The sequence below is a fragment of the Clostridium sp. BSD2780061688st1 H5 genome (genome assembly GCF_005845155.1).
Taxonomy (GTDB): Bacteria; Bacillota; Clostridia; order Lachnospirales; family Lachnospiraceae; genus Claveliimonas; species Claveliimonas intestinigallinarum.
On the sequence record NZ_SPGT01000034.1, the window covers coordinates 1 to 20196 of the forward strand.

Below are 20196 nucleotides of genomic sequence, written 5' to 3' on the forward strand. Positions count from 1 at the left end.
AGAATAGCTATGATAGAAATAGTATTAAGACCTTGGAGAGGGTCTATAAACACTACTACTTTATAATACGAGAGAGGGGACGGATATTCCGGAGCCCGGTATGTATATTTTAAGCAATACGGATCGTTTTAATGGTTCGACTGTATTGGCATATCCCGGTCTGCAGGAGAAGTTGGAAACGCTGTTTCCGGAAGGATATTATCTGCTTCCATCTTCGATCCATGAGATGATCATTGTTCCAAAGGACGGAAATATATCGCCGAAGGAACTGGGAGAAATGGTACGGAATGTCAATGAGACAGAAGTTGCAAGAGAAGAGGTTCTGTCAGACCGGATCTATGAGTTCGATAAAGAAAAAAGGCAGCTTTGCCAGGTGCCGGAATCCATAGAAAAAGAAAAGGAGATGGAGCGATGAGAAAACGAAATGTGGCGATCTTGTTCCGTCTGAACCGGAAAGAGGCGGAGATCCTGGATAAAAAAGTAAAAAAGAGTGGTCTAAGCCGGGAGGCATATCTCCGTCATCTGATCAGCGGCGTGGTTCCGAGAGACGCCCCGCCGCCGGATTACTATTCCATGATGAGGGAACTCCACCGGATCGGGAATAACCTAAATCAGATCGCACAGAAGGCACACACTTTAAATGTACTTGATGTGCAGCGGTATGACCGGGATATGCGGATGTTTGAAGATACTGTAAAGAAGATTACGGAGGCGGTGATCCTGCCGGAACCGATGAAAAATGAAAACCGGAGAGGAGTGTAAGGTGGCTACCACATCCATCTGGAGTGTAAAAGGTTGGCTGGGGAAAGTCGTGATCTATGTAGAGAACCCGGAAAAGACCACCGCTCCGGAGATCGCAAAACTTCCGGGATATGAAAACGAAGGGGCGGTACAGCGTGAAGAAAAAATGCAGAGCCTTTCTGATGTGATCGCCTATGCGGTCAATGCAGAAAAGACCAGACGGAAAGGGAAAAAGGGAGAGGAGGGGATCGTCAGTGAGACGGAGCAGATCATGCAGCAGTATGTTTCCGGGATCAACTGCACGCCCGCCACCGCGCGTAATGAAATGATAGCTGTTAAAAAGCGGTATGGAAAGGATGAGGGGATCGTGGCATTTCACGGGTATCAGTCCTTTGCTCCGGGAGAGTGTACCCCGGCATTGGCCCATGAGATCGGCGTCCGTCTGGCACAGGAATTGTGGGGCGGGCGTTTTCAGATATTGGTAGCCACCCATCTGGACAAAGCCCATCATCTTCATAACCATTTCGTGGTCAACTCTGTTTCCTATCTCGATGGGAAACGGTATCACAGAACCAACCGGGACTACCGGGATATGCGAGCAACCTCTGACCGGCTCTGCCGGGAGTACGGTCTGTCCGTGATCGAACATCCGCAGCCGGGAAAGTCCAGACACTACGGCGAGTGGCGGGCAGAGCAGGAAGGGAGGCCCACTTATCACAGTATCGTCCGGGAGGACGTGGATGAGGCCATCCTGCAGGCGAGGACGGAAAAGCAGTTTTTCCACTTCCTGAAAGAGAAAGGCTATTCCATCAAGTTTGGCAAAGACATTACGATCCGTCCGGAAGGGCGGGATCGGGGATTGAAACTGAAACGGAACTTTGGAGAGGAGTATTCTTTGGAGTCGATCCGAAGGAGGATACTGGAGGAAGATCCGCCTGCCATCCCGCAGGGAGAACGACTGCCGGAGAAAAAGCGGTATGTGGCGCATGTGCGGGGGAACCTGCCGAAAAGGAAAATCGGAGGACTGCGGGGCCTGTACCTGCACTACTGTTTTCTTTTAGGTATCCTGCCGAAAAACCGCCCGCCTGTATCGCCGAAACAACTTCATTTCCTTCTGCGGGAGGATCTGGCGAAACTGGAACAGATCTCCAGAGAGACAAGGCTGCTCTGCCGCTGTCACATTGACACGGACGTGCAGCTTTTTTCCTATAAAGAATCGCTGCAGGAGCAGATGACACAGCTATCAAAAGAACGTCAGAAGCTGCGGTATCAGTGCCGCAGTATCCGGGAAGAAGACCGTCTGTCGGAAGTAAAAGCAGAAATTGCCAGACTGACTGCCCGGATCGGGGAACTGAGAGAGGAGGTGGTGCTTTGCGACGGGATCGCCGCACGTTCCGGCCTGGTCCGGCAGAAGATCCAGATCGTGCGGCAGAAAAAGAAACAGGGAAAGGAGGAAGTAAGCCATGAACACATCAGGCGAGGCCGCTGACCAGGTGGTGCGCATGTCGCTGGAAGTCGGCGAGGCGGCCTTAAAGATCACAGGAGCCGGGGCAAAACAGCTTGCGGTCATTCTGTATGCGGTACTGAAAGAGCAGAAAAAGACAAAAGGACGGGCAAGGCTGGAAACGCTTGTCCGTTCCGGGAAACCGCTGACGGTGTATTCCGTAAAAGAGAGCGATTTGAAACAGTTTGTCACAGAGGCAAAGCGGTACGGGATCTTATACTGTGCGGTGCGGAACCCGAAAGGGAGTATAGACGGGATGGTTGATGTGGTGGTCAAGGAAGAGGACGCTCCCCGGATCAACCGGATCGTGGAGCGGTTCAAGTTTGCTTCTGTTACAGAAGCGGCTCAGATCAAGACAGAGATCGAAAAGAGCAGAGAGGAAAAATCCCACAGGAAGAGCCAGGAGGTGTCCTCCGGGAAAGCGAAACCGGATACCGGAAAGCCAAAGCAGAAAGGGGAACCGTCACAGGAGCAGAAAGCAATGTCCGGGAAATCCCCAGCGGCTCCGCAGCAGGAACGCCCGGAAAAGTCACAGGAGGACCGGCTCATGGACGAACTGTTTGGGGAGCCGGTAAAGAAAGAGGGAAAGCAACAAAACCCCTCTTTGGCAAAGACAGAGAAATCCCGTCTGTCCGAGCCTATCTCCGTGAGGCCAGACAAAACCGCCGAGGGTACTTCTAAGCTGTATGTTCCGTCCGTACCGAAAAAGCCGTCCGTGCGGAAAGAACTTAATGAGATAAAGGCGGCGAGGAAGAAAGAGGCGGAAGGGAAGGTACAGGAAGCGATTTCAAAAGAGAAATCTGGCAGGACGAGGCAGACGCAGCATACGCAGCCGCAGAACCGGAAAAAACCAAGAAAATCGAAAGAGAGGTAGAGAGTATGGAGAACAACTTTGATTCCATGTTGAATGTATCGGCAGTGCCGCAGGACGACAAAAAAGCCGCTTTTATTGCGAAGAGTAAAAACAATCGGAACCGCTGCTATGAGCTGTCTGAGCAGATCACGAATGAAGTGGCGGCAGACAGCGGGAAGTTTCAGCAATATCTGGACGTACAGGCCCGGTTTGACCGCTATACCGCCAATAATGCCCTGCTGATCCTGGCTCAGAGGCCGGACGCAGAGCGTCTGGGAGATTATGGATACTGGAGGGAACAGGGCGTATTCGTGAAACGTGCGGAGCGGCAGAACCCGGTTCTGATCATGGAGCCGGGAAAGGAATATGAACGGGAAGACGGAAGTATCGGGACCTACTATAACGCCAGGGAATTGTATGATATTTCCCAGACTACCATGAAAGAACGTCCGCAGCCGCAGACAGAGCTGGATGAGCGCCTTCTGATCCGGGCGTTGATCAACAATCCCCCGGCCAGTATTGTGACGGCAGAGCCGGATCAAATGCCGGAGGATAAGGGCGCAGTCTTTGAGCCGGAGGAAAACTGTATCTATGTGAGGAAAGGGATGAACGCACAGGAAATTTTCCAGTGCCTGACGCCGGAACTGGCCCTTGCCGGGTTTGCGGACGGAGATCCGGAGTATGACCGGGATGAGGACGCTTTCCATGCCTACTGTGCGTCTTACCTGCTCTGTAAAAAGTATGGGATCGATACGCAGGCATATGACTTCCGCTATGCGCCCGATTTCTTTGAGGGGATGGAGCCGCAGGAAGTGCGGGCGGAGCTGTCGAAAGCCCGTGACGCAGCCAATCAGATCTCTTCCCGTATGGCGAAAGTGTTTGAGCAGAACCGCATGAGCCAGAGACAGCAGGAACAGGCGGGGCAGAGGCAGGAAGGAGAGCAGAACAGGGAGAACGGACCAAAACGGGAGGAAAGTCAGAGCCGGACGCATATGCAGGACCGGGAACCCGGACAGCCACGAGGAAACTGGCAGCGCCGGGAGGCGGCACAGGAACGATAGGACGGAGGTGTGAAGATTGAGTGAGGGCAGAGTAACTCTGGAACTGGATAAATACGAATGCGGCGTGATCTTCCATTCCCTGAAAGATAAACGGAACCAGATGTTAAAAGAGGAGCGGCCCACGGACGCCGTGGACGATGTTCTCTTAAAGGTTATTGAAAAGATGGAGGTGCCGCCGGAGAAACCACGAAGGGGGCACAGACGCCATGAAGAGCGGTAGCAGGAAAAGCACATGGATTTTTGCCATTCTCGGCATTTTCCCCGTTATCTGGTTTGCCCTGCTGACAGCGCCTTATCTGTCCGGCGGCCTGATCGGTATCGTGAAAGGACTGCCGGAGGCGATGGAGCATCCGTTTTCTATGGAACTCTGTAAGGACAGCGCAAAAACTGTCCTTCTTTTTTTACTGGCGTATGGACTGGGGATCGGAATCTACTTGTCCACCCGGCGAAAGTACCGCAGGGGAGAAGAACATGGTTCCGCTGTGTGGGGAGACGTCCGGGAAATCAACCGGAAATACAGTGAGAAAAATTTTCTGGCCAATAAACTGATGACGCAGAACGTGCGGATCAGCTATGACAGCCGGAAACACCGGCGGAACCTGCTGACCATTATCATCGGCGGGAGTGGAGCGGGCAAGACGAGGTTTTATGCGAAACCGAATCTCATGCAGGCGAACACTTCTTTCGTAGTGCTGGATCCGAAAGGGGAAAATCTCCGGGATACCGGATTTCTGTTAAAAGCGAAAGGCTATGATGTCCGGGTGCTGGATCTGATCAACATGGAGAAAAGCTACTGTTACAATCCTTTTGTCTATCTGAAGGATGACAATGACGTGCAGCGGCTTGTGACCAACCTGTTTAAAGCCACCACGCCGAAAGGGAGCCAGAGCAATGATCCTTTTTGGGATACGGCGGCGTCCATGCTTCTTCTGGCGCTGATCTTTTATTTGAAATACGAGGCTCCGGAAGAAGAGCAGAATTTCCCTATGGTTATGGAGCTTCTGCGGGCGGGAGAAGTGCATGAGGACAATGACGAATATCAATCCCCTCTGGACGAACTGTTTGAACGCCTGGAAATGCGGGAGCCGGAGCATATCGCCGTAAAGTATTACAAGGATTACCACTCCGGAAGTGCGAAAACGCTGAAATCCATCCAGATCACACTGGCAGCCAGACTGGAGAAATTCAACCTGTCCAGCCTTGCGGCGCTGACCGCTACAGACGATTTGGATCTTCCTTCTTTGGGAGAAAAGAAAGTGGCGCTCTTTGCCCTGATCCCGGACAATGACACCAGCTATAACTTTCTGGTGTCAATTTTGTATACCCAGTTATTCCAACAGCTTTTCTATCTGGCAGACCACAAGTATGGGGGCAGGCTGCCCGTCCATGTCCATTTCCTGATGGACGAGTTCGCAAACGTCAGCCTGCCTGATGACTTTGACAAGATCCTTTCTGTCATGCGCTCCAGAGAAGTCAGCGTCTCCATCATCCTGCAGAATCTGGCGCAGTTAAAGGCATTGTTTGAAAAACAGTGGGAAAGCATTATGGGAAATGCAGATGAATTCCTGTATTTAGGAGGCAATGAACAGGGAACCCACAAGTATGTCAGTGAACTGCTGGGGAAAGCCACCATTGACACCAACACCTATGGTAAGTCTACCGGACACTCCGGGAACTATTCCACTAATTATCAGATCACAGGCCGGGAGCTGATGACACCGGATGAAGTGCGTATGCTGGACAACCGCTACGCACTTCTTTTTATCCGGGGAGAACGCCCGGTCATGGATGAAAAATTTGATATTTTGAAACACCCGAACATTGCTCTGACCACAGACGGGAAAGGAAAACCCTATCTGCACGGAGAAGTGACGCAGGCGGTGGCGAGCATTATGCTGGGAGACAGTCTGGAGGGCGAGATCGCAGAGGCCCCGCCGGACACAGAAGGCTATGAACTCTTATCCGATGAGGATTTAGAGGAACTATTTAATAAGAACGAGGAGGACTCAGATAATGAAACAGAGAGATGAGAAAAGAGAAACCCGGAAACTTCCCATGAGCCGCAGAGGAAAGCGGCTCATGGTCATTTATGCGGCGCTGGTGCTGATGATGACGGCAGGGGCCACAACTGTATTTGCAGCGGATGATCCGCTGACCGTGATCAATAACCTGTCCGAATTTATCTTTGGGCTGATCCGTGCCATCGGTATGATCCTGCTGGGCTTTGGTATCGTGCAGATCGGACTGTCCTTAAAATCCCATGATCCGTCGCAGCGGGCGAATGGATTCCTGACACTTGCCGGAGGCGTGATCATCACGTTTGCAAAAGAAATCCTGACATTGATCGCAGGATAAGAAACATCCAGTAACCGGGCAGGGGGACGGGCCGGAAACGGTCTGTCCTGCTCCTGCCGGAAAGGAGGAATGTGTTTTGAGTGATAACTGGGTGGTTCAGAACCTTCAGAACGCCCTGGACACATGGAACAGCAAACTGGCAGAAATCTGGCAGATCATTACCCAGTCTCCGGAAAATTTCAAAGGCGGAGACATCTGGAATGTGATCGCCAGTATCCACGGTGCGCTGCAGGCAATCGGGTATGCCCTTCTGGTGTTGTTTTTCGTGGTAGGCGTGGTAAAGACCTGCGGAAGTTTTACAGAAGTGAAAAAGCCGGAACACGCACTGAAACTGTTTATCCGTTTCGCTCTGGCAAAAGGCGTGATTACCTATGGTCTGGAATTGATGATGGCGTTGTTCCGCATTGTGCAGGGGATTGTCAGCACCATCATGGACGCCGCCGGATTTGGGAGCGCACAGGAGACAGTGCTGCCGCAGGAGATCATTACCGCAGTGGAGGACTGCGGATTTTTTGAAAGTATCCCTCTATGGGCGGTCACGCTGATCGGCGGCCTGTTTATTACAGTTTTGAGCTTTATTATGATCATGAGCGTGTACGGGCGGTTCTTCCGGCTGTATCTCTATACCGCTATCGCCCCGGTTCCCTTGTCTACCTTTGCCGGGGAGCCGACACAGAACGTAGGAAAGAGTTTTTTAAAATCCTATGCGGCGGTGTGTCTGGAGGGAGCGATTATCGTTCTGGCCTGTATTATCTTCTCCGTGTTTGCGTCATCCCCGCCAGTGGTTGATCCGGAGGCAGCGGCAGTTACAATGGTGTGGAGCTACATTGCGGAACTGATCTTTAACATGCTGGTGCTGGTAGGCGCTGTGAAGATGGCGGACCGTGTGGTACGGGAGATGATGGGATTGTAAGAAAAAAGACACGGAATCCCGTGCCTTAGTCTACGATTTCTTTGGTATCTTTGTACCGCATGTTCCCGGCGCTGTCAAAGTACACGGTGTCCATAGAAATTCCGTTGTTTCTGGCACGCCTGACCTGCCAGCTCATATCCTCTTCCAGAGCCTTGTAATATTTCCGATCACGGAGGGCATTTCTTAGAGAAAAGAGCCAGCTTATGACGGAGAGAGCGAGCAGGCAAAAAAGGATTGCAAAAGCAAGCGTCTCATGGGCGGCGGCCCACGGGTTCAGAACCGTGGCGGTCAAGAGAAAGTAAAGGAGCGGCAGAGTCAGCCTGAATTTTCCCGCCAGGCGGAAGAGTAAGGAGAGAATGAGCAGGACAGCAGAGATACCGAGAGAGATAAAAACAGTGTATGGCATATAAAAGCCCCCTTTGCGTTTTTTCTTTGAGTATAACAGGAAGAACCGGGGGAGACAAATGTGCGATTGAGAAATTATCAGATAAAGGAGGTCATCATTTGGAAATCAAGATCAACCGGGAAATCCGGGAATACACGGAGGCCATGTATTTTGGCCTGTCACTCCGCCAGTTTATCTGTGCGGTTCTGGCCTGCGGTGTTGCTGTGGGCCTTTATTTTTTGCTCCGTCCCCATATGGGGATGGAAACCGTCAGTTGGGTGTGCATGTTGGGAGCAGCGCCCTTTGCGGCCATTGGCTTTATCAAATATCACGGAATGACCGCAGAGAAATTTCTGTGGGTATGGATCAAGAGTGAGATCCTCATGCCGAAGTATCTAGTATTCCATCCGGAGAACTTATATTACGAGCTGACAAAAGGCGAGATCAGAAAACAGGAAAAGGAGGCGATGGGAAAGCATGTTAAGAACACTAAAAACCGTCATGCGGCAGGACAAGGAGAAGTTTAAAATCCCGAAGAGCGTACAGCAGGCGATCCCGATCCAGACCATCTGGAAAGACGGGATCTTTCTGGTAGGGAAAAACAAGTATGCGAAGACGTACCGGTTTACAGACATTAACTTTGAAGTGGCGTCTGAGGAAGATAAGAAAGCGATGTTTCTGGAGTATACCAATATCCTCAACTTTTTTGACTGCGGAGCGACCACCAAGCTGACTGTCATTATCCGCAGGCTGAACAAAGAGGAACTGAAAGAGGCAGTCTTTATCCCGAAGCAGAATGACCGTCTGGATAAGTACCGGGAGGAAGTCAACGACATGCTTATGGAAAAGACAGTGGGAGCCAACGGCATGATCCGGGAGCTGTATGTGACGATCTCTGTATATCGGAAAAACGTGGAGGACGCAAGGAATTATTTCCTGCGTACCGGAAACGGGCTGATCTCCCATTTCAGCAACCTGGGTTCCAAGTGCGAGGAACTGGACGCACAGGAAAAACTCCATGTACTGTACAGCTTTTACCGGGCCGGAGAGGAAAGTCATTTCTGTTTTGATCTGAAAACGTCCGCAAAACTGGGGCACAGCTTTAAGGACCATATCTGTCCGGATACGATGGAATTTGAAAAAGATTATTTCAAAGTAGGGGAGCGGTATGGCAGGGTGCTGTATCTGAAAGACTATGCTTCCTATATTTCTGATGAAATGGTGTCGGAGTTTGCGGACATCAACCAGAACATGATGATCAGCATTGATATTATCCCGATCCCCACGGACGAGGCGGTCAATGAGGCGCAGAACCGGCTTTTGGGCGTGGAGACGAATATCACGAACTGGCAGCGGCGGCAGAACGCCAATCAGAACTTTTCCGCGACCGTGCCCTATGACATGGAACTGCAGAAAGAGGAAAGCCGGGAGTTTTTGCGGGATCTGACCACAAGGGATCAGCGGATGATGGTGGCTGTCGTAACTTTCATGCACACAGCGGAGAGTAAGAAACAGTTGGACGCAGACACCCACACCATCCTGTCTCTTGCGAGAAACCGGATGTGTCAGATGGCAGTACTGAAATTCCAGCAGATGGACGGGATGAATACCGCACTTCCGATTGGTGTGAGGAAGATCGACAGCATGAGGACGCTGACCACGGAAAGTTTAGGCAGCCTGATCCCCTTTAGGACGCAGGAAGTCATGGACAAAGGCGGGATCTACTGCGGAATCAATGCAATCTCCCACAATCTAATCCTGGTAAACCGTGGGCTTCTGCTCAATCCGTCCGCATTTATCTTAGGCGTACCCGGAAGTGGAAAGTCCATGCTGACCAAAATGTTTATCCTGTTGATCATTCTTTCCACCTCAAAAGATCAGGTGCTTGTGTATGATCCGGAAGGAGAGTATGAACCTCTGGTGCAGGCGCTGGGCGGCGTGAGCCTGCCGATCTGTGCAGGGAGTGATATTCACTTGAATGCTATGGATATGGTAAAAGGTTACGGCGATAAGAACCCGGTTGTGGATAAATCCCAGTTCGTCCTCTCCCTGTATGAGCGGATCACGGATGACCGCTATATGATTGGGCCGAAAGAAAAGAGTATCCTGGACCGCTGCGTGGAGCGTGTGTATTCCCGGAAACGCCAGTACGAAATCCCGACCTTCTTTACGCTGCGCCGGGTACTGCAGGAGCAGGATGAGCCGGAGGCGAAAGATCTGGCTCTGATGTTGGAATTGTTCACAGACGGTACGCTGAACAATTTTTCCCATCCCACCAATATTGAGACGGAAAACCGTCTGATCAGCTTTAATACACGGGGCATGGTGGAAGATATGAAAGACCTGGGGCAGCTTGTGATCACGGACCATATGATCAACCGGGTATCTCAGAACTGGGAGAACGGCGTGAGAACCCATATCTTTCTGGACGAGTTCCATACGCTGCTGCAGCATAAGTACAGCGCAAACTTCTTTGACAGCGCCTACCGGCGGTTCCGTAAGAGAAACGCATGGACGACCAGCCTGACGCAGAACGTGGAATATGTGCTGGACTCCCTGACCGCAAGGACCATGCTCTCCAACTCGGAATTTATTGTCATGCTGAACCAGTCTGCCTCTGACCGGGAGCAGTTGGCGGAACTTCTCCATATTTCCGGGGAACAGATGAAGTATATCACAAATGCCAGAGCCGGAAACGGACTTGCCAGGATCGGCAGCGCCCTGGTTCCGTTTTATAACCAGATGAGTAAGAACTCTGAGATCTACAAGCTGATGTCCACAAAACCGGAGGACTTCGAGAAAACGTGGGGCGGTACGGGAACTGACATTACAGAATCATAATAAATATCATGCTAGGCAGTCTGTGAGGAAAGAGATTTCCCGCAGGCTGTTTTCTAATGGAGGGATCATATGAAAACAATCCGATTTGAATCAAAGGAACACGAAAATTTCTTTTATTCCATGCTGAAAAGAACCGGGAACACGGACAGCTATCATCAGGCGTTTTTCTACTGCGTGGGGATTTCCGACACTACCAGAAGAAATGTGGAGCGGATTTTTGACTTTACACAGGGGCATATCCGGCCGGAGGGCCTGCATGAAGGCTGGCAAACAGGCGGCTCCATCCGTCTGACGAGGCTTGCTTTCAATCTCTGGAACGGATATGCAGAAAAGGGAGATGAGCGGATGTCCACCCCGTATGAGATATTTGACTGCGGGTACGCTCCTTACTTCTTTGAGGCGATCCGGCTGAAATATCCGGATTACTGCCGGGAACTGCCCGCCATGAAACCACAGACTGCACAGAGAGAACGATAGGAGGGGCACAGATGGAGACAGCAAGACAGACAGTATTGATGGAACAGCCGGAGATCGTAGAACTGTTCCGGGTATTGGAAGGGAATGGACTTACAAAAGAACAGAAAGAAGTGGAATCCCTTGTAAAGTATCTGGACGGAATGGAAGTCCAGTTTGGACAGGTGCTGGAGGAACTGCGGGATGTGAAGGAACAATTATCTCAGATCCAGGACGGAGGCGTGAAAGCGTCCGTTCTGCGGATCTCGGAACAGGCACAGGAAAAAGTGCAGGAAGTGGGAGGACAATTAAACACAGTGCGGAAAAATCTGATCCAGTCCGCAGGAAATGCTTTGCAGACCTATAAAGAGAAAGGGAAGGACGCTCTGCGGAAAGCCGTATCATCCATGAAGATCCCGTCTGCCCTTGCCCGGATACAGGAAGGGCTTCGCGGGGCGGTGGAGAGTATGAACCGGCAAGTCGATAAAATGGAAGTCTTAAGCGGGGAACTTCACGCTGCAGGCGGCCACATCAAAAACGTGGGCAGGATTTTCCGGGGGAAAGAGCAGAAGAAAGTTGAACCACAGACTGCAGACAAGGGGATCACAGCGAAGATACGCAAGTCATTTTTGACGATCAGCGGCAGGCTCTCCAGCATGGAGCAGACCACCGAGAATCTGCGCCGGCGTCTGGAACAGTTCGTGCAGAAGGAGGAAAAGAAACCGTCCGTGAAAGTGGAACTGAAAAAGCTGAAAGAAGAGAAGAAAATGGTTCCCCAGTTGCCGGTTCCGGTCAAACAGCAGGCAAGAGAATAAGGAGGAGAATTGCAGAATGAAACATCAGAAGATCAAAGGAAAATGGTATCTGGCAGGACTGGCGGTATGCGTCCTGTTTTTTGGCGTGTCGCTGTTTCAAGTGATCAGCCATTATGCGGGCGCACAGAAAGCAGAGAAAGAATTTACCGAACTGGCACAGATCGTGGAGCAGACAGAGGACACGCCGGAGGAAGAACCGGTGGGAGAGGAGCAGGAAGTGATTTCTCCTTTAGCGCGGTATGCCGAGCTGTTTGCCATGAATAATGATATGGCCGGATGGATCCGGATTGAGGATACGCAGATTAACTATCCGGTCATGTATACGCCGGACAACCCGGATTATTATCTGAAACACAATTTTTACAAGGAGTCCAGCGCTTATGGTATTCCCTATATCGCAGAGCATTGTGATCCGATGGAACCCAGTGACAATGTGATCGTTTACGGACATCATATGAATAACGGTTCCATGTTCGCCGGACTGATGAACTATGAGGACCGGGATTTCTATGAGCAGCATAAAATTGTCCATTTTGATACACTGACAGAAACCGCCGAATACGAAGTGATCGCAGTATTTAAGACTACGGTCTATGACGATACCGGGTTTAAGTTCTATCTTTTTTCTCATGCAGAGACGGAGAAAGAGTTCACGGACTATGTGGAGCAGTGCAGGGAACTTGCCCTTTATGATACGGGAGTGACCGCCACATATGGAGACAAGCTGCTTACTCTGTCCACCTGCGAATATTCCAATACCAATGGAAGGCTTGTGGTTGTGGCTAAGAAGATCTGAAAATCCCATATCCGAAAGGAGGGCAGGCGATGGGAAGAACGATCAAAACCCGCCACGTCCAGAAGGATATCAAGGTATTGGATAAAACAGTGACAGCGGCGGAGCATATGAAAGGGACCTATATCCGGACAAGAGACAGCGCAGAACAGACACAGGTCAAGGAACAGGGAAATCCCGTAGGCTATGCCGAAGATCAGGTCATGGAAAAGGGAGAGAGAGCCGCTCGTGGAACGGTTCAGCAGACAGGAAAACAGGGGGAAAAGGTAATTCATGCTGTCCGGGAGAGGGGCAGAGCAAAAAAAGAGGCAGAGGCTTTCCGGGAGAAGAACGGAGAGCCTTCCGCCTCTTCTTTTTCGTCTGGTACAGAAAAGACTTACCAGCCGAAAGAGCAGATGAAAAACCGGACAGGAGCGCAGACCGGGCGGACAGCCGGAAGGCAGGCCACCGGAGGAAGGGAGACTGGAAAGAAAGGAACGCAGATCCGGGAGCTTCCAAAGCAGACGGTCAAGACGCTTGACCGGGGAGAGAAAACAATCAAAACAGCCCATGCTTCTATAAAAACTTCCGGGAAAGCTGCAGCGAAAGGCACAGGCAGGACGATCAAAACAGCGCAGAGAACGGGATACACAGCAGTCCGGACTACGGAAGTGGCTGCCAGAACTGCAGGACAGGGAGCAAGGGCTGCGGTAGTGACCACGCAGCGGACTACCGTTGCCGCAAGACAGGCGGCGATTGCGGCGGCAAAAGCTGCAAAAGCGGCGGCAAAAGCTGTTACAGCCGCAGTTAAGGCAGTCATTGCAGCTACCAAAGCGCTTGTCTCTGCTATTTTTGCAGGTGGCTGGATCGTGGTACTGATCCTTGTAATTGTCATTCTATTTGGAGCGCTGTTCAGTATGGTAGGAGGAAGTAACTCCAGTACCGTTACCCCTGTCAGCGCAGAGGTAGAGGCGTATGAGCCATTGATCCGGCAGTATGCCAGACAGTACGGGATTGAGGAATATGTGGAACTGATCAAAGCGGTTATGATGCAGGAAAGCGGCGGACAGGGAACCGATCCCATGCAGGCGTCCGAGTGCGGGTATAATACCCGTTATCCCAATACGCCAAACGGGATCACAGATCCGGAGTATTCCATTGATGTTGGTATCCAGAACCTTGCAGCCTGTCTGCGGGAGGCGGGCGTGGAAAGTCCGGTGGATATGAATCATATAAAACTGGCATTGCAGGGATATAACTACGGGAACGGGTATATTTCCTGGGCGAAAGAGAATTACGGAGGATACACCTATGCCAATGCAGTGGAATTCTCTGAAATGATGGCAGAACGGAACGGTTGGAGCAGTTACGGGGATAAGGAGTATGTATCCCACGTACTACGATACTACGTGTTTGGACGTATTCCTACGGGAACCGGAAGTCAGGCGATTGTGCAGGTGGCTTTGACGCAGGAAGGAAATGGAGGAGATATCTACTGGAGCTGGTATGGATTTTCCAGCAGAGAGGAATGGTGTGCCTGCTTTGTAAGCTGGTGCGCTGATCAGTGCGGATATATTGAGGCAGGAGTGATACCAAAGTTTTCTTTATGTTCTGCAGGCATGGAATGGTTTGAGAGCCGGGGCCAGTTCATGGATGGAAGTTATGTTCCTGCTACTGGGGATCTTGTATTCTTTGACTGGGAAAATGACGGCAGTGTGGATCATGTAGGGATTGTGGAAGGCGTGGTAGACGGAACGGTCTATACAGTAGAAGGAAACAGCGGAGATAAAGTGGCCAGACGGAGCTACCCGATAGGTTATGTGCAGATCGTGGGATATGGAGTTCCGGCATATTAGAGAAAAAGGTACAACTTAGGAAAATATGTTGTACCTTACATAAAATTCATGTCATCTTAAGCCAAGCGGAAGCATTCTAAATGCATGGAAAAACTATCCCGAATCTTAAGAAAATCTGGTGAATAAGCGAACTTTTTAAAGATTCGGGATAATCCAATTTTTGTTATAACTGGTATGTATTATCTTAAATCAACATAATAAAATCAAAAATTTTCTGCTGTAACATTTCACGGACATTTGCATGTTATAATACATATAAACTCAGAAAGGAAGTGTTGAGATGAAGCAAGTTTTGGTTGTTGAGGATGACAGCTTTTTGAATAAAATGCTTTCTTACAATTTGGCATCGGACGGATATAAAATAACGTCTGTTCTAAATGCAAGAACAGCAGCACAAGCTCTAAGTTCAGGGAAATTTGATTTAGTCCTGCTGGATATTAACCTGCCGGACGGAAACGGGTATGATTTATGCAAATTGATTAAGTCGGAGCACCTGGACACGATTGTAATTTTTCTGACCGCAAACGATCAGGAAAGCGACCAGATACGCGGTTACGAAGTGGGCGCAGTGGATTATATTACAAAGCCCTTTGTCATTGGAGCCTTGCAGCGGAAAATCAAAGCCATGTTCTCTATGCTGGAACATCATAAGCCTGCAAAGGATATTTACGATGATGGTAGGCTATTCCTGGATTTCTCGGAGCAAGCAGCTTCTTTGAATGGGAAAGCGTTGACGCTCTCCCCGATGGAGTACAAAATTCCGTGACCGTCCATGTAGACGCTGACGGGGATATGGTTATTATACAGAACCCGACCCTTGCCCCTGCTATGGAAAAATCCGATTATGAACCAAAGGCACAGGAAACCGACAACAGTGTGGACGCTGACACAGTAAATGACGCTACGGCGTTTCTGGAAACATTCTTCAAGCTGTACCCTACCGCAACAGACAAGGAACTTGCCTACTATGTAGAGGGAAACGCCCTTGAACCGATAAACGGCGACTACCTCTTTTCCGAGCTTGTCAACCCTGTATTCACGGCTGACGGCGACAATGTGAAAGTGAGCGTGGCGGTGAAATTTATCGACAATCAGACAAAGGCGACACAGGTATCACAGTATGAGCTGACGCTTCATAAGGATAGCAACTGGAAGATTGGTTAAATTTATGATGAAAATTGTGAGCTGTAGCTTTACTGACTACAGCTCATTTTCCCAATATGATATGGCTCGTTCCTCTTAACTTTTGTTAGTATAGCTTGTTTCACATTCTGTAAACCCATTTACGGTCAAAAGAATAATTGCTATAATAGCTCGTAACAATAGTTGTCAATAGAATCTATAGTTAAATCAATTTTTCTGGTATAAGGAGATAAATGACAAATGAGAAAAACAATTTTGATTTTAGAAGATGATGTTGATTTAGCAGAGGGAATAGAATTATCTTTGCAATGCGAAGAATTGAATTTTATAATATGTTCTACAATTGCAGACGCAAGAAAGACTATACCTGAGCAAAAAATCGATTTAATGATTTTTGACATCAATCTTCCTGACGGTAATGGATTAGAATTTTGTCGTGAAATTAAGCAGAAAGTGTCAATTCCAATTGCCTTGCTTACCGCAAAAGATATGGAGCTAGATATTGTAAAAGGACTTGAAAGTGGTGCAGATGATTATATTACAAAACCATTTAGTTTAATGATTCTTCGTGCCAGAATCAGAGCCTTGCTTAGAAGAAATCCAATAAAAAATGAGCCAGAATACAAAGATTCTATCTTTCTGTTTCGCTTTGAAACGATGGAATTTTATAAAAACGGTATATCAATAGAATTAAGTAAAACAGAACAACGAATACTATATCTTCTAACATCAAATCCAAATATAATTATAACTAGAGAACGTTTATTGGAATGGGTATGGTCTGAGGGGACAGAATATGTGGAAGATAATGCTTTATCCGTTGCTATAAGACGGCTAAGAGACAAACTGGAAGATGATTCTTCCAATCCTCAATATATTAAAACAGTATACGGAAAGGGTTATATGTGGGAGAATTTATAAATGAATATATATGCTATCTTGATTTTAGCCGTCATTATAAATATTATACTTTTATATCTGATAATCCGCTGGTATAGAAACAAATTGTTTGCACAATATCAAAATTTTCTTGATAAAACAGACGAAATATTAAGTGGAAAAAAGATAGAGCTTTCATATGATGAATCACTGGATTCTGCAATTTCTGAACGGCTCAATCGAATTATGGAAATATCCCATATGCAAAAAGAAATTGCTGAGGAAGAAAGGGATATAATAAAATCTTTGATTACGAATATTAGCCATCAGATTAGGACTCCTCTTGCGAATATTACTTTATATACAGGTCTGCTCAAAGAACGAATAAGTGATTCAAAATCTACTCGATTGGCAGACAAGATAGAAAATAATGCAGGAAAATTAAATTTTTTTATGAAAGAGTTGCTTAAATCTTCTTATGCTGAGCAAGAGATTATCTCCGTGTCTCCTAAAATTATTGACTTAGATACTGTGATTAGAAAAAGCTGTCAATCTGTAGAATTAGACGCAATGAAAAAAGAAATTCAGCTTATTTCAGAATATCATACCTGCAAAGTATATGCTGATTTAAAATGGACAGAAGAGGTTTTTACAAATATCCTTGAAAATGCGATAAAATACTCTCCTAATGGGGCAACTGTAACTATTCAATCTATTTTATATGAATCTTTTGTTTGTGTTCAGATTGTTGATAATGGTATCGGTATTCCAGAGGAAGAACAGGGAAAAATATTCCAAAGATTTTACAGAGGTTCAAATGTAACAGACAAGCAGGGATTTGGAATTGGGTTATATTTAGCCAGAGAAGTATTAAGAAAACAGCAGGGATATATAAAAGTAAAATCTACACCGAATAGAGGAACCACTGTCGAGGTTTTCTTATCACGTGAAGATTTCTAATCAAACGAATCAAGGCTTTTTTCTCAATCTTGAATTGTGTCAGAAGTGTCACTTTTGAGAAAGATTTGAGAAAGAAGTCTTTGTTATTATTAGACAAACAAAGAAAGGAAGATGAAAAATGAATATTCTATCAGTTAGAAATCTTAAAAAATATTATCAGATGGGAGAAAACACGGTAAAGGCATTGGACGGTATCGACCTGGATATTAAAGAGGGTGAATTTTTGGCAATTGTAGGAACGTCAGGAAGTGGAAAATCCACATTATTGCATATGCTTGGAGGTTTAGACAATCCTACTTCTGGCGAAGTGTTGATTGATGGGAAAGATATTTCCAAATTGTCTCGTGACGAATTAACGATTTACAGAAGAAGAAAAATTGGATTTGTTTTTCAAAATTATAATCTTCTTCCGCTAATGAATGTATATGAAAATATTGTACTTCCGATAAAACTGGACGGAGTTAAGCCGGACGAAGATTATATTGAAGAAATACTTCGATTATTAAAGTTAGAGAGTAAGAAGTATTCTATGCCTAATCAATTATCCGGCGGACAGCAACAAAGAGTAGCATTGGCAAGAGCATTAGCAACTAAACCAGCAATTATTCTTGCTGATGAACCGACTGGAAATCTTGACAGTCGAACAAGTCAAGACGTTTTAGGTTTGATGAAAATATCTAGCCAAAAGCTGGCACAAACAATTGTAATGATAACACACAATGATGAAATTGCTCAAATGGCAGACAGAATTATCCGTCTGGAAGATGGAAAAATCGTTAGAGGTGGTGAATAAAATGCTCAAAGTCAATAATAAAAAAGTAATAAACGACCTTGCAAAGACAACATACTCGGCACATAAAAAACGAAATATCTTGACAATTTTGGCTATCTTCCTGACGACTTTCTTAATATGTACAATAATATCTATTGGAATAAGTTATTGGGATACAGTGGCACTACGTCAACAAAGAATGCAGGGCATGGATTATGATATAGAATTAACGGAGCCTAGAGATGATCAAGTGTCTGCCATCCGTAAAATGGAAAATGTAAAATATGCAGGACTTAGCGTAAAATGTGCAGTTTTGTCTAAATATGAAGATAAAGAATTAGATAAAATAAGATTATTTTGGTTAGACAATACTTGCTGGGAAAAACAGACAATTCCTGCTTTGGATTATTATAAAGGTGAATACCCACAAAAAGAAAATGAAATTATGCTTTCTAAAACCGCATTAAATTCTATGGGAATTGAAAATCCAGATGTAGGAATGGAATTGCCTTTGGTATATCAAACCTTGTCAGAAAATAGTGATTCCGGAGAGATAACAAAGACGTTTATATTGAGTGGCTGGTTCCTAGATTATTCTTCAGGAACAGACAAAGGGTATGTTTCAAAGGATTTTTATCGAACAACAGGAGTTTTACAAACAGATTTTACGCAGGGAGAATTAAAAATTTCTCTTAAAAATCCTCTTTACTCTGAACGTGATATTACAGAAATGCAGAACCAGATTAATATATCAGGGAAGCAGATTATTGAAGCGGATTATGATACGATTTCAAATTTCTGTAAAACAATTATCGGACTATGCGTATTACTGTTACTTATTTTTATGAGTGGATATCTGTTTATTTATAATACGTTGTATATTTCTGTTAATAAAGATATCCGTTATTACGGACAACTTAAAACAATCGGTACTACTTCTATTCAGATTAGAAGAATGATAAATAAGCAGGTATTGTGGAATACAGTAATTGGAATCCCGTTAGGATTGATTTGTTCTGCTGTAGTAGGGAAGATTGTAATACCACAGTTATTACACGCCATTAATCCATCAATTATGCCGAATGATGTTGAAGCAGTATCGGTGTGGGTATTTATCATAGCTACTGTGTTTTCTTTTGCGACAACAGTAATCAGCAGTCAGAAACCTGCAAAAATAGCTATGAATTGCTCTCCTGTCGAAGCGATAAAATACATTGGCGCTTCTTCTTCAAACAGGAAAAGCAAAATTAGAAATGGTGGCGATATACGCTCAATGGTAAGGATCAATTTATTCCGTGATAAGAAACAATTTGGGGTTATCATGTGTTCTTTGAGCTTGGCATTGTCTTTGTTTTTGATAATCAACACTGTTATTTATGCGAATAATGCAACGAACATCTTAAATCATTCCTATGATTATGATTTGATGATTTTAAATCAAACTTTACTTTCTGATAATGAAGAACAAGTTATCACAAATGATTTAATTGAAAATGTAAAGAATTTAAATGGCGTGAAAGATGTTAGAACTTTGGAATCGACAACGGCAACTGTGCCTTATCAGGAAGATGTTTACGGAGAATATTATAAAGAATTATATCAATCCAGATATGCTCCCGGTAATTATGATAAAGACATAAATATGTATAAGCAACAGGCGGATTATGACAATAATATGTTTAGTTGTAGGATTGTAGGAATTGATGATTTAGAATTTGAACAGTTAAATCAAGAGTTAGAGACTCCACTTGATAAGGAAGCTTTTGATAATGGGGAAATAGCCTTTGCTTCTAAAATATTTACTGAAGGAGATAATTGCAATCAGCGGGCTCAAACAGACGGTTTTGCGGAGCAAAACGGACGCGATGCGGAGCGAGCGGACTTAACCTGTAG

At 46.6% G+C, this 20196-nt stretch carries 20 protein-coding genes and 2 pseudogenes; 21 read left to right on the forward strand and 1 reads right to left on the reverse strand.

Features of this window, described 5'->3' with window-relative positions:
- The first annotated feature begins 100 nt into the window (after positions 1-100).
- The 9 genes from FGQ86_RS14830 (at position 101) to FGQ86_RS14870 (ending at position 7427) form a co-directional block, all read left to right on the forward strand.
- Entirely contained in the window at positions 101-415 is a 315-nt protein-coding gene (locus tag FGQ86_RS14830) for a DUF5688 family protein (protein WP_243127296.1), read from the forward strand.
- Complete coding sequence (mobC, locus tag FGQ86_RS14835) at positions 412-762, forward strand: plasmid mobilization relaxosome protein MobC (RefSeq protein WP_138304884.1); 351 nt, start codon at positions 412-414, stop codon at positions 760-762. Before FGQ86_RS14830 ends, mobC begins: the two co-directional genes overlap by 4 nt.
- Positions 740-2230, forward strand: a complete 1491-nt coding sequence (locus tag FGQ86_RS14840) for a relaxase/mobilization nuclease domain-containing protein (RefSeq protein WP_207742328.1) — start codon at positions 740-742, stop codon at positions 2228-2230. Before mobC ends, FGQ86_RS14840 begins: the two co-directional genes overlap by 23 nt.
- Positions 2205-3119 carry a PcfB family protein gene (locus FGQ86_RS14845; protein ID WP_138304886.1) on the forward strand — a complete coding sequence of 305 codons (915 nt, stop codon included), beginning with the start codon at positions 2205-2207 and terminating at the stop codon, positions 3117-3119. The genes FGQ86_RS14840 and FGQ86_RS14845 overlap by 26 nt, the downstream gene beginning before the upstream one ends.
- Before the next feature lie 5 nt (positions 3120-3124).
- A complete protein-coding gene (locus tag FGQ86_RS14850; protein ID WP_070088310.1) occupies positions 3125-4159 on the forward strand; it encodes a hypothetical protein in 1035 nt (344 codons plus the stop codon).
- A gap of 16 nt (positions 4160-4175) precedes the next feature.
- Positions 4176-4379 (forward strand): hypothetical protein, encoded by a 204-nt coding sequence (locus FGQ86_RS14855; protein WP_070088309.1) that lies wholly within the window; start codon positions 4176-4178, stop codon positions 4377-4379.
- Entirely contained in the window at positions 4366-6189 is a 1824-nt protein-coding gene (locus FGQ86_RS14860; protein WP_138304888.1) for a VirD4-like conjugal transfer protein, CD1115 family, read from the forward strand. The genes FGQ86_RS14855 and FGQ86_RS14860 overlap by 14 nt, the downstream gene beginning before the upstream one ends.
- Positions 6173-6514: a glutamyl-tRNA amidotransferase gene (locus FGQ86_RS14865; protein WP_087211742.1), complete on the forward strand. Its 342-nt coding sequence runs from the start codon at positions 6173-6175 to the stop codon at positions 6512-6514. Before FGQ86_RS14860 ends, FGQ86_RS14865 begins: the two co-directional genes overlap by 17 nt.
- A gap of 76 nt (positions 6515-6590) precedes the next feature.
- Positions 6591-7427 carry a hypothetical protein gene (locus FGQ86_RS14870; protein WP_070088306.1) on the forward strand — a complete coding sequence of 279 codons (837 nt, stop codon included), beginning with the start codon at positions 6591-6593 and terminating at the stop codon, positions 7425-7427.
- Positions 7428-7452: 25 nt separating this feature from the next.
- Here the strand turns inward: FGQ86_RS14870 and FGQ86_RS14875 are convergent, their stop codons facing one another.
- A complete protein-coding gene (locus tag FGQ86_RS14875; RefSeq protein ID WP_087211739.1) occupies positions 7453-7833 on the reverse strand; it encodes a hypothetical protein in 381 nt (126 codons plus the stop codon).
- A gap of 98 nt (positions 7834-7931) precedes the next feature.
- Between FGQ86_RS14875 and FGQ86_RS14880 the strand changes: the two genes are divergently transcribed.
- The 12 genes and pseudogenes from FGQ86_RS14880 to FGQ86_RS14935 form a co-directional block, all read left to right on the forward strand.
- Positions 7932-8339 (forward strand): PrgI family protein, encoded by a 408-nt coding sequence (locus FGQ86_RS14880; protein ID WP_138304890.1) that lies wholly within the window; start codon positions 7932-7934, stop codon positions 8337-8339.
- Positions 8290-10653 carry a VirB4-like conjugal transfer ATPase, CD1110 family gene (locus FGQ86_RS14885; protein ID WP_138304892.1) on the forward strand — a complete coding sequence of 788 codons (2364 nt, stop codon included), beginning with the start codon at positions 8290-8292 and terminating at the stop codon, positions 10651-10653. The genes FGQ86_RS14880 and FGQ86_RS14885 overlap by 50 nt, the downstream gene beginning before the upstream one ends.
- Positions 10654-10722: 69 nt before the next feature.
- Positions 10723-11130, forward strand: a complete 408-nt coding sequence (locus tag FGQ86_RS14890; protein WP_138304894.1) for a DUF6075 family protein — start codon at positions 10723-10725, stop codon at positions 11128-11130.
- Positions 11131-11141: 11 nt separating this feature from the next.
- On the forward strand, positions 11142-11921 hold the full coding sequence (locus FGQ86_RS14895) for a DUF6674 family protein (protein WP_138304896.1): 780 nt from the start codon (positions 11142-11144) through the stop codon (positions 11919-11921).
- A 16-nt stretch (positions 11922-11937) separates the two neighbouring features.
- Complete coding sequence (gene srtB / locus FGQ86_RS14900; protein ID WP_138304897.1) at positions 11938-12717, forward strand: class B sortase; 780 nt, start codon at positions 11938-11940, stop codon at positions 12715-12717.
- Positions 12718-12746: 29 nt separating this feature from the next.
- The gene (locus FGQ86_RS14905) at positions 12747-14549 is read left to right on the forward strand and encodes a lysozyme family protein (RefSeq protein ID WP_138304899.1); all 1803 of its coding nucleotides are present in this window, start codon (positions 12747-12749) and stop codon (positions 14547-14549) included.
- Positions 14550-14829: 280 nt separating this feature from the next.
- Positions 14830-15306: pseudogene (locus tag FGQ86_RS14910) on the forward strand (response regulator transcription factor); the annotation flags it as partial.
- A gap of 11 nt (positions 15307-15317) precedes the next feature.
- A pseudogene (locus FGQ86_RS14915) lies at positions 15318-15713 on the forward strand (conjugal transfer protein); the annotation flags it as partial.
- 219 nt (positions 15714-15932) lie between these two features.
- Positions 15933-16613, forward strand: coding sequence for a response regulator transcription factor (locus FGQ86_RS14920; protein ID WP_138304901.1), 681 nt, complete (start codon positions 15933-15935; stop codon positions 16611-16613).
- Positions 16614-17531, forward strand: a complete 918-nt coding sequence (locus FGQ86_RS14925; RefSeq protein ID WP_138304903.1) for a HAMP domain-containing sensor histidine kinase — start codon at positions 16614-16616, stop codon at positions 17529-17531.
- A 118-nt stretch (positions 17532-17649) separates the two neighbouring features.
- On the forward strand, positions 17650-18324 hold the full coding sequence (locus FGQ86_RS14930) for an ABC transporter ATP-binding protein (RefSeq protein WP_138304905.1): 675 nt from the start codon (positions 17650-17652) through the stop codon (positions 18322-18324).
- Between the two features lies 1 nt (position 18325).
- Positions 18326-20196: ABC transporter permease (locus tag FGQ86_RS14935; protein ID WP_171031588.1), on the forward strand; the 1871-nt coding region annotated here is incomplete at its 3' end.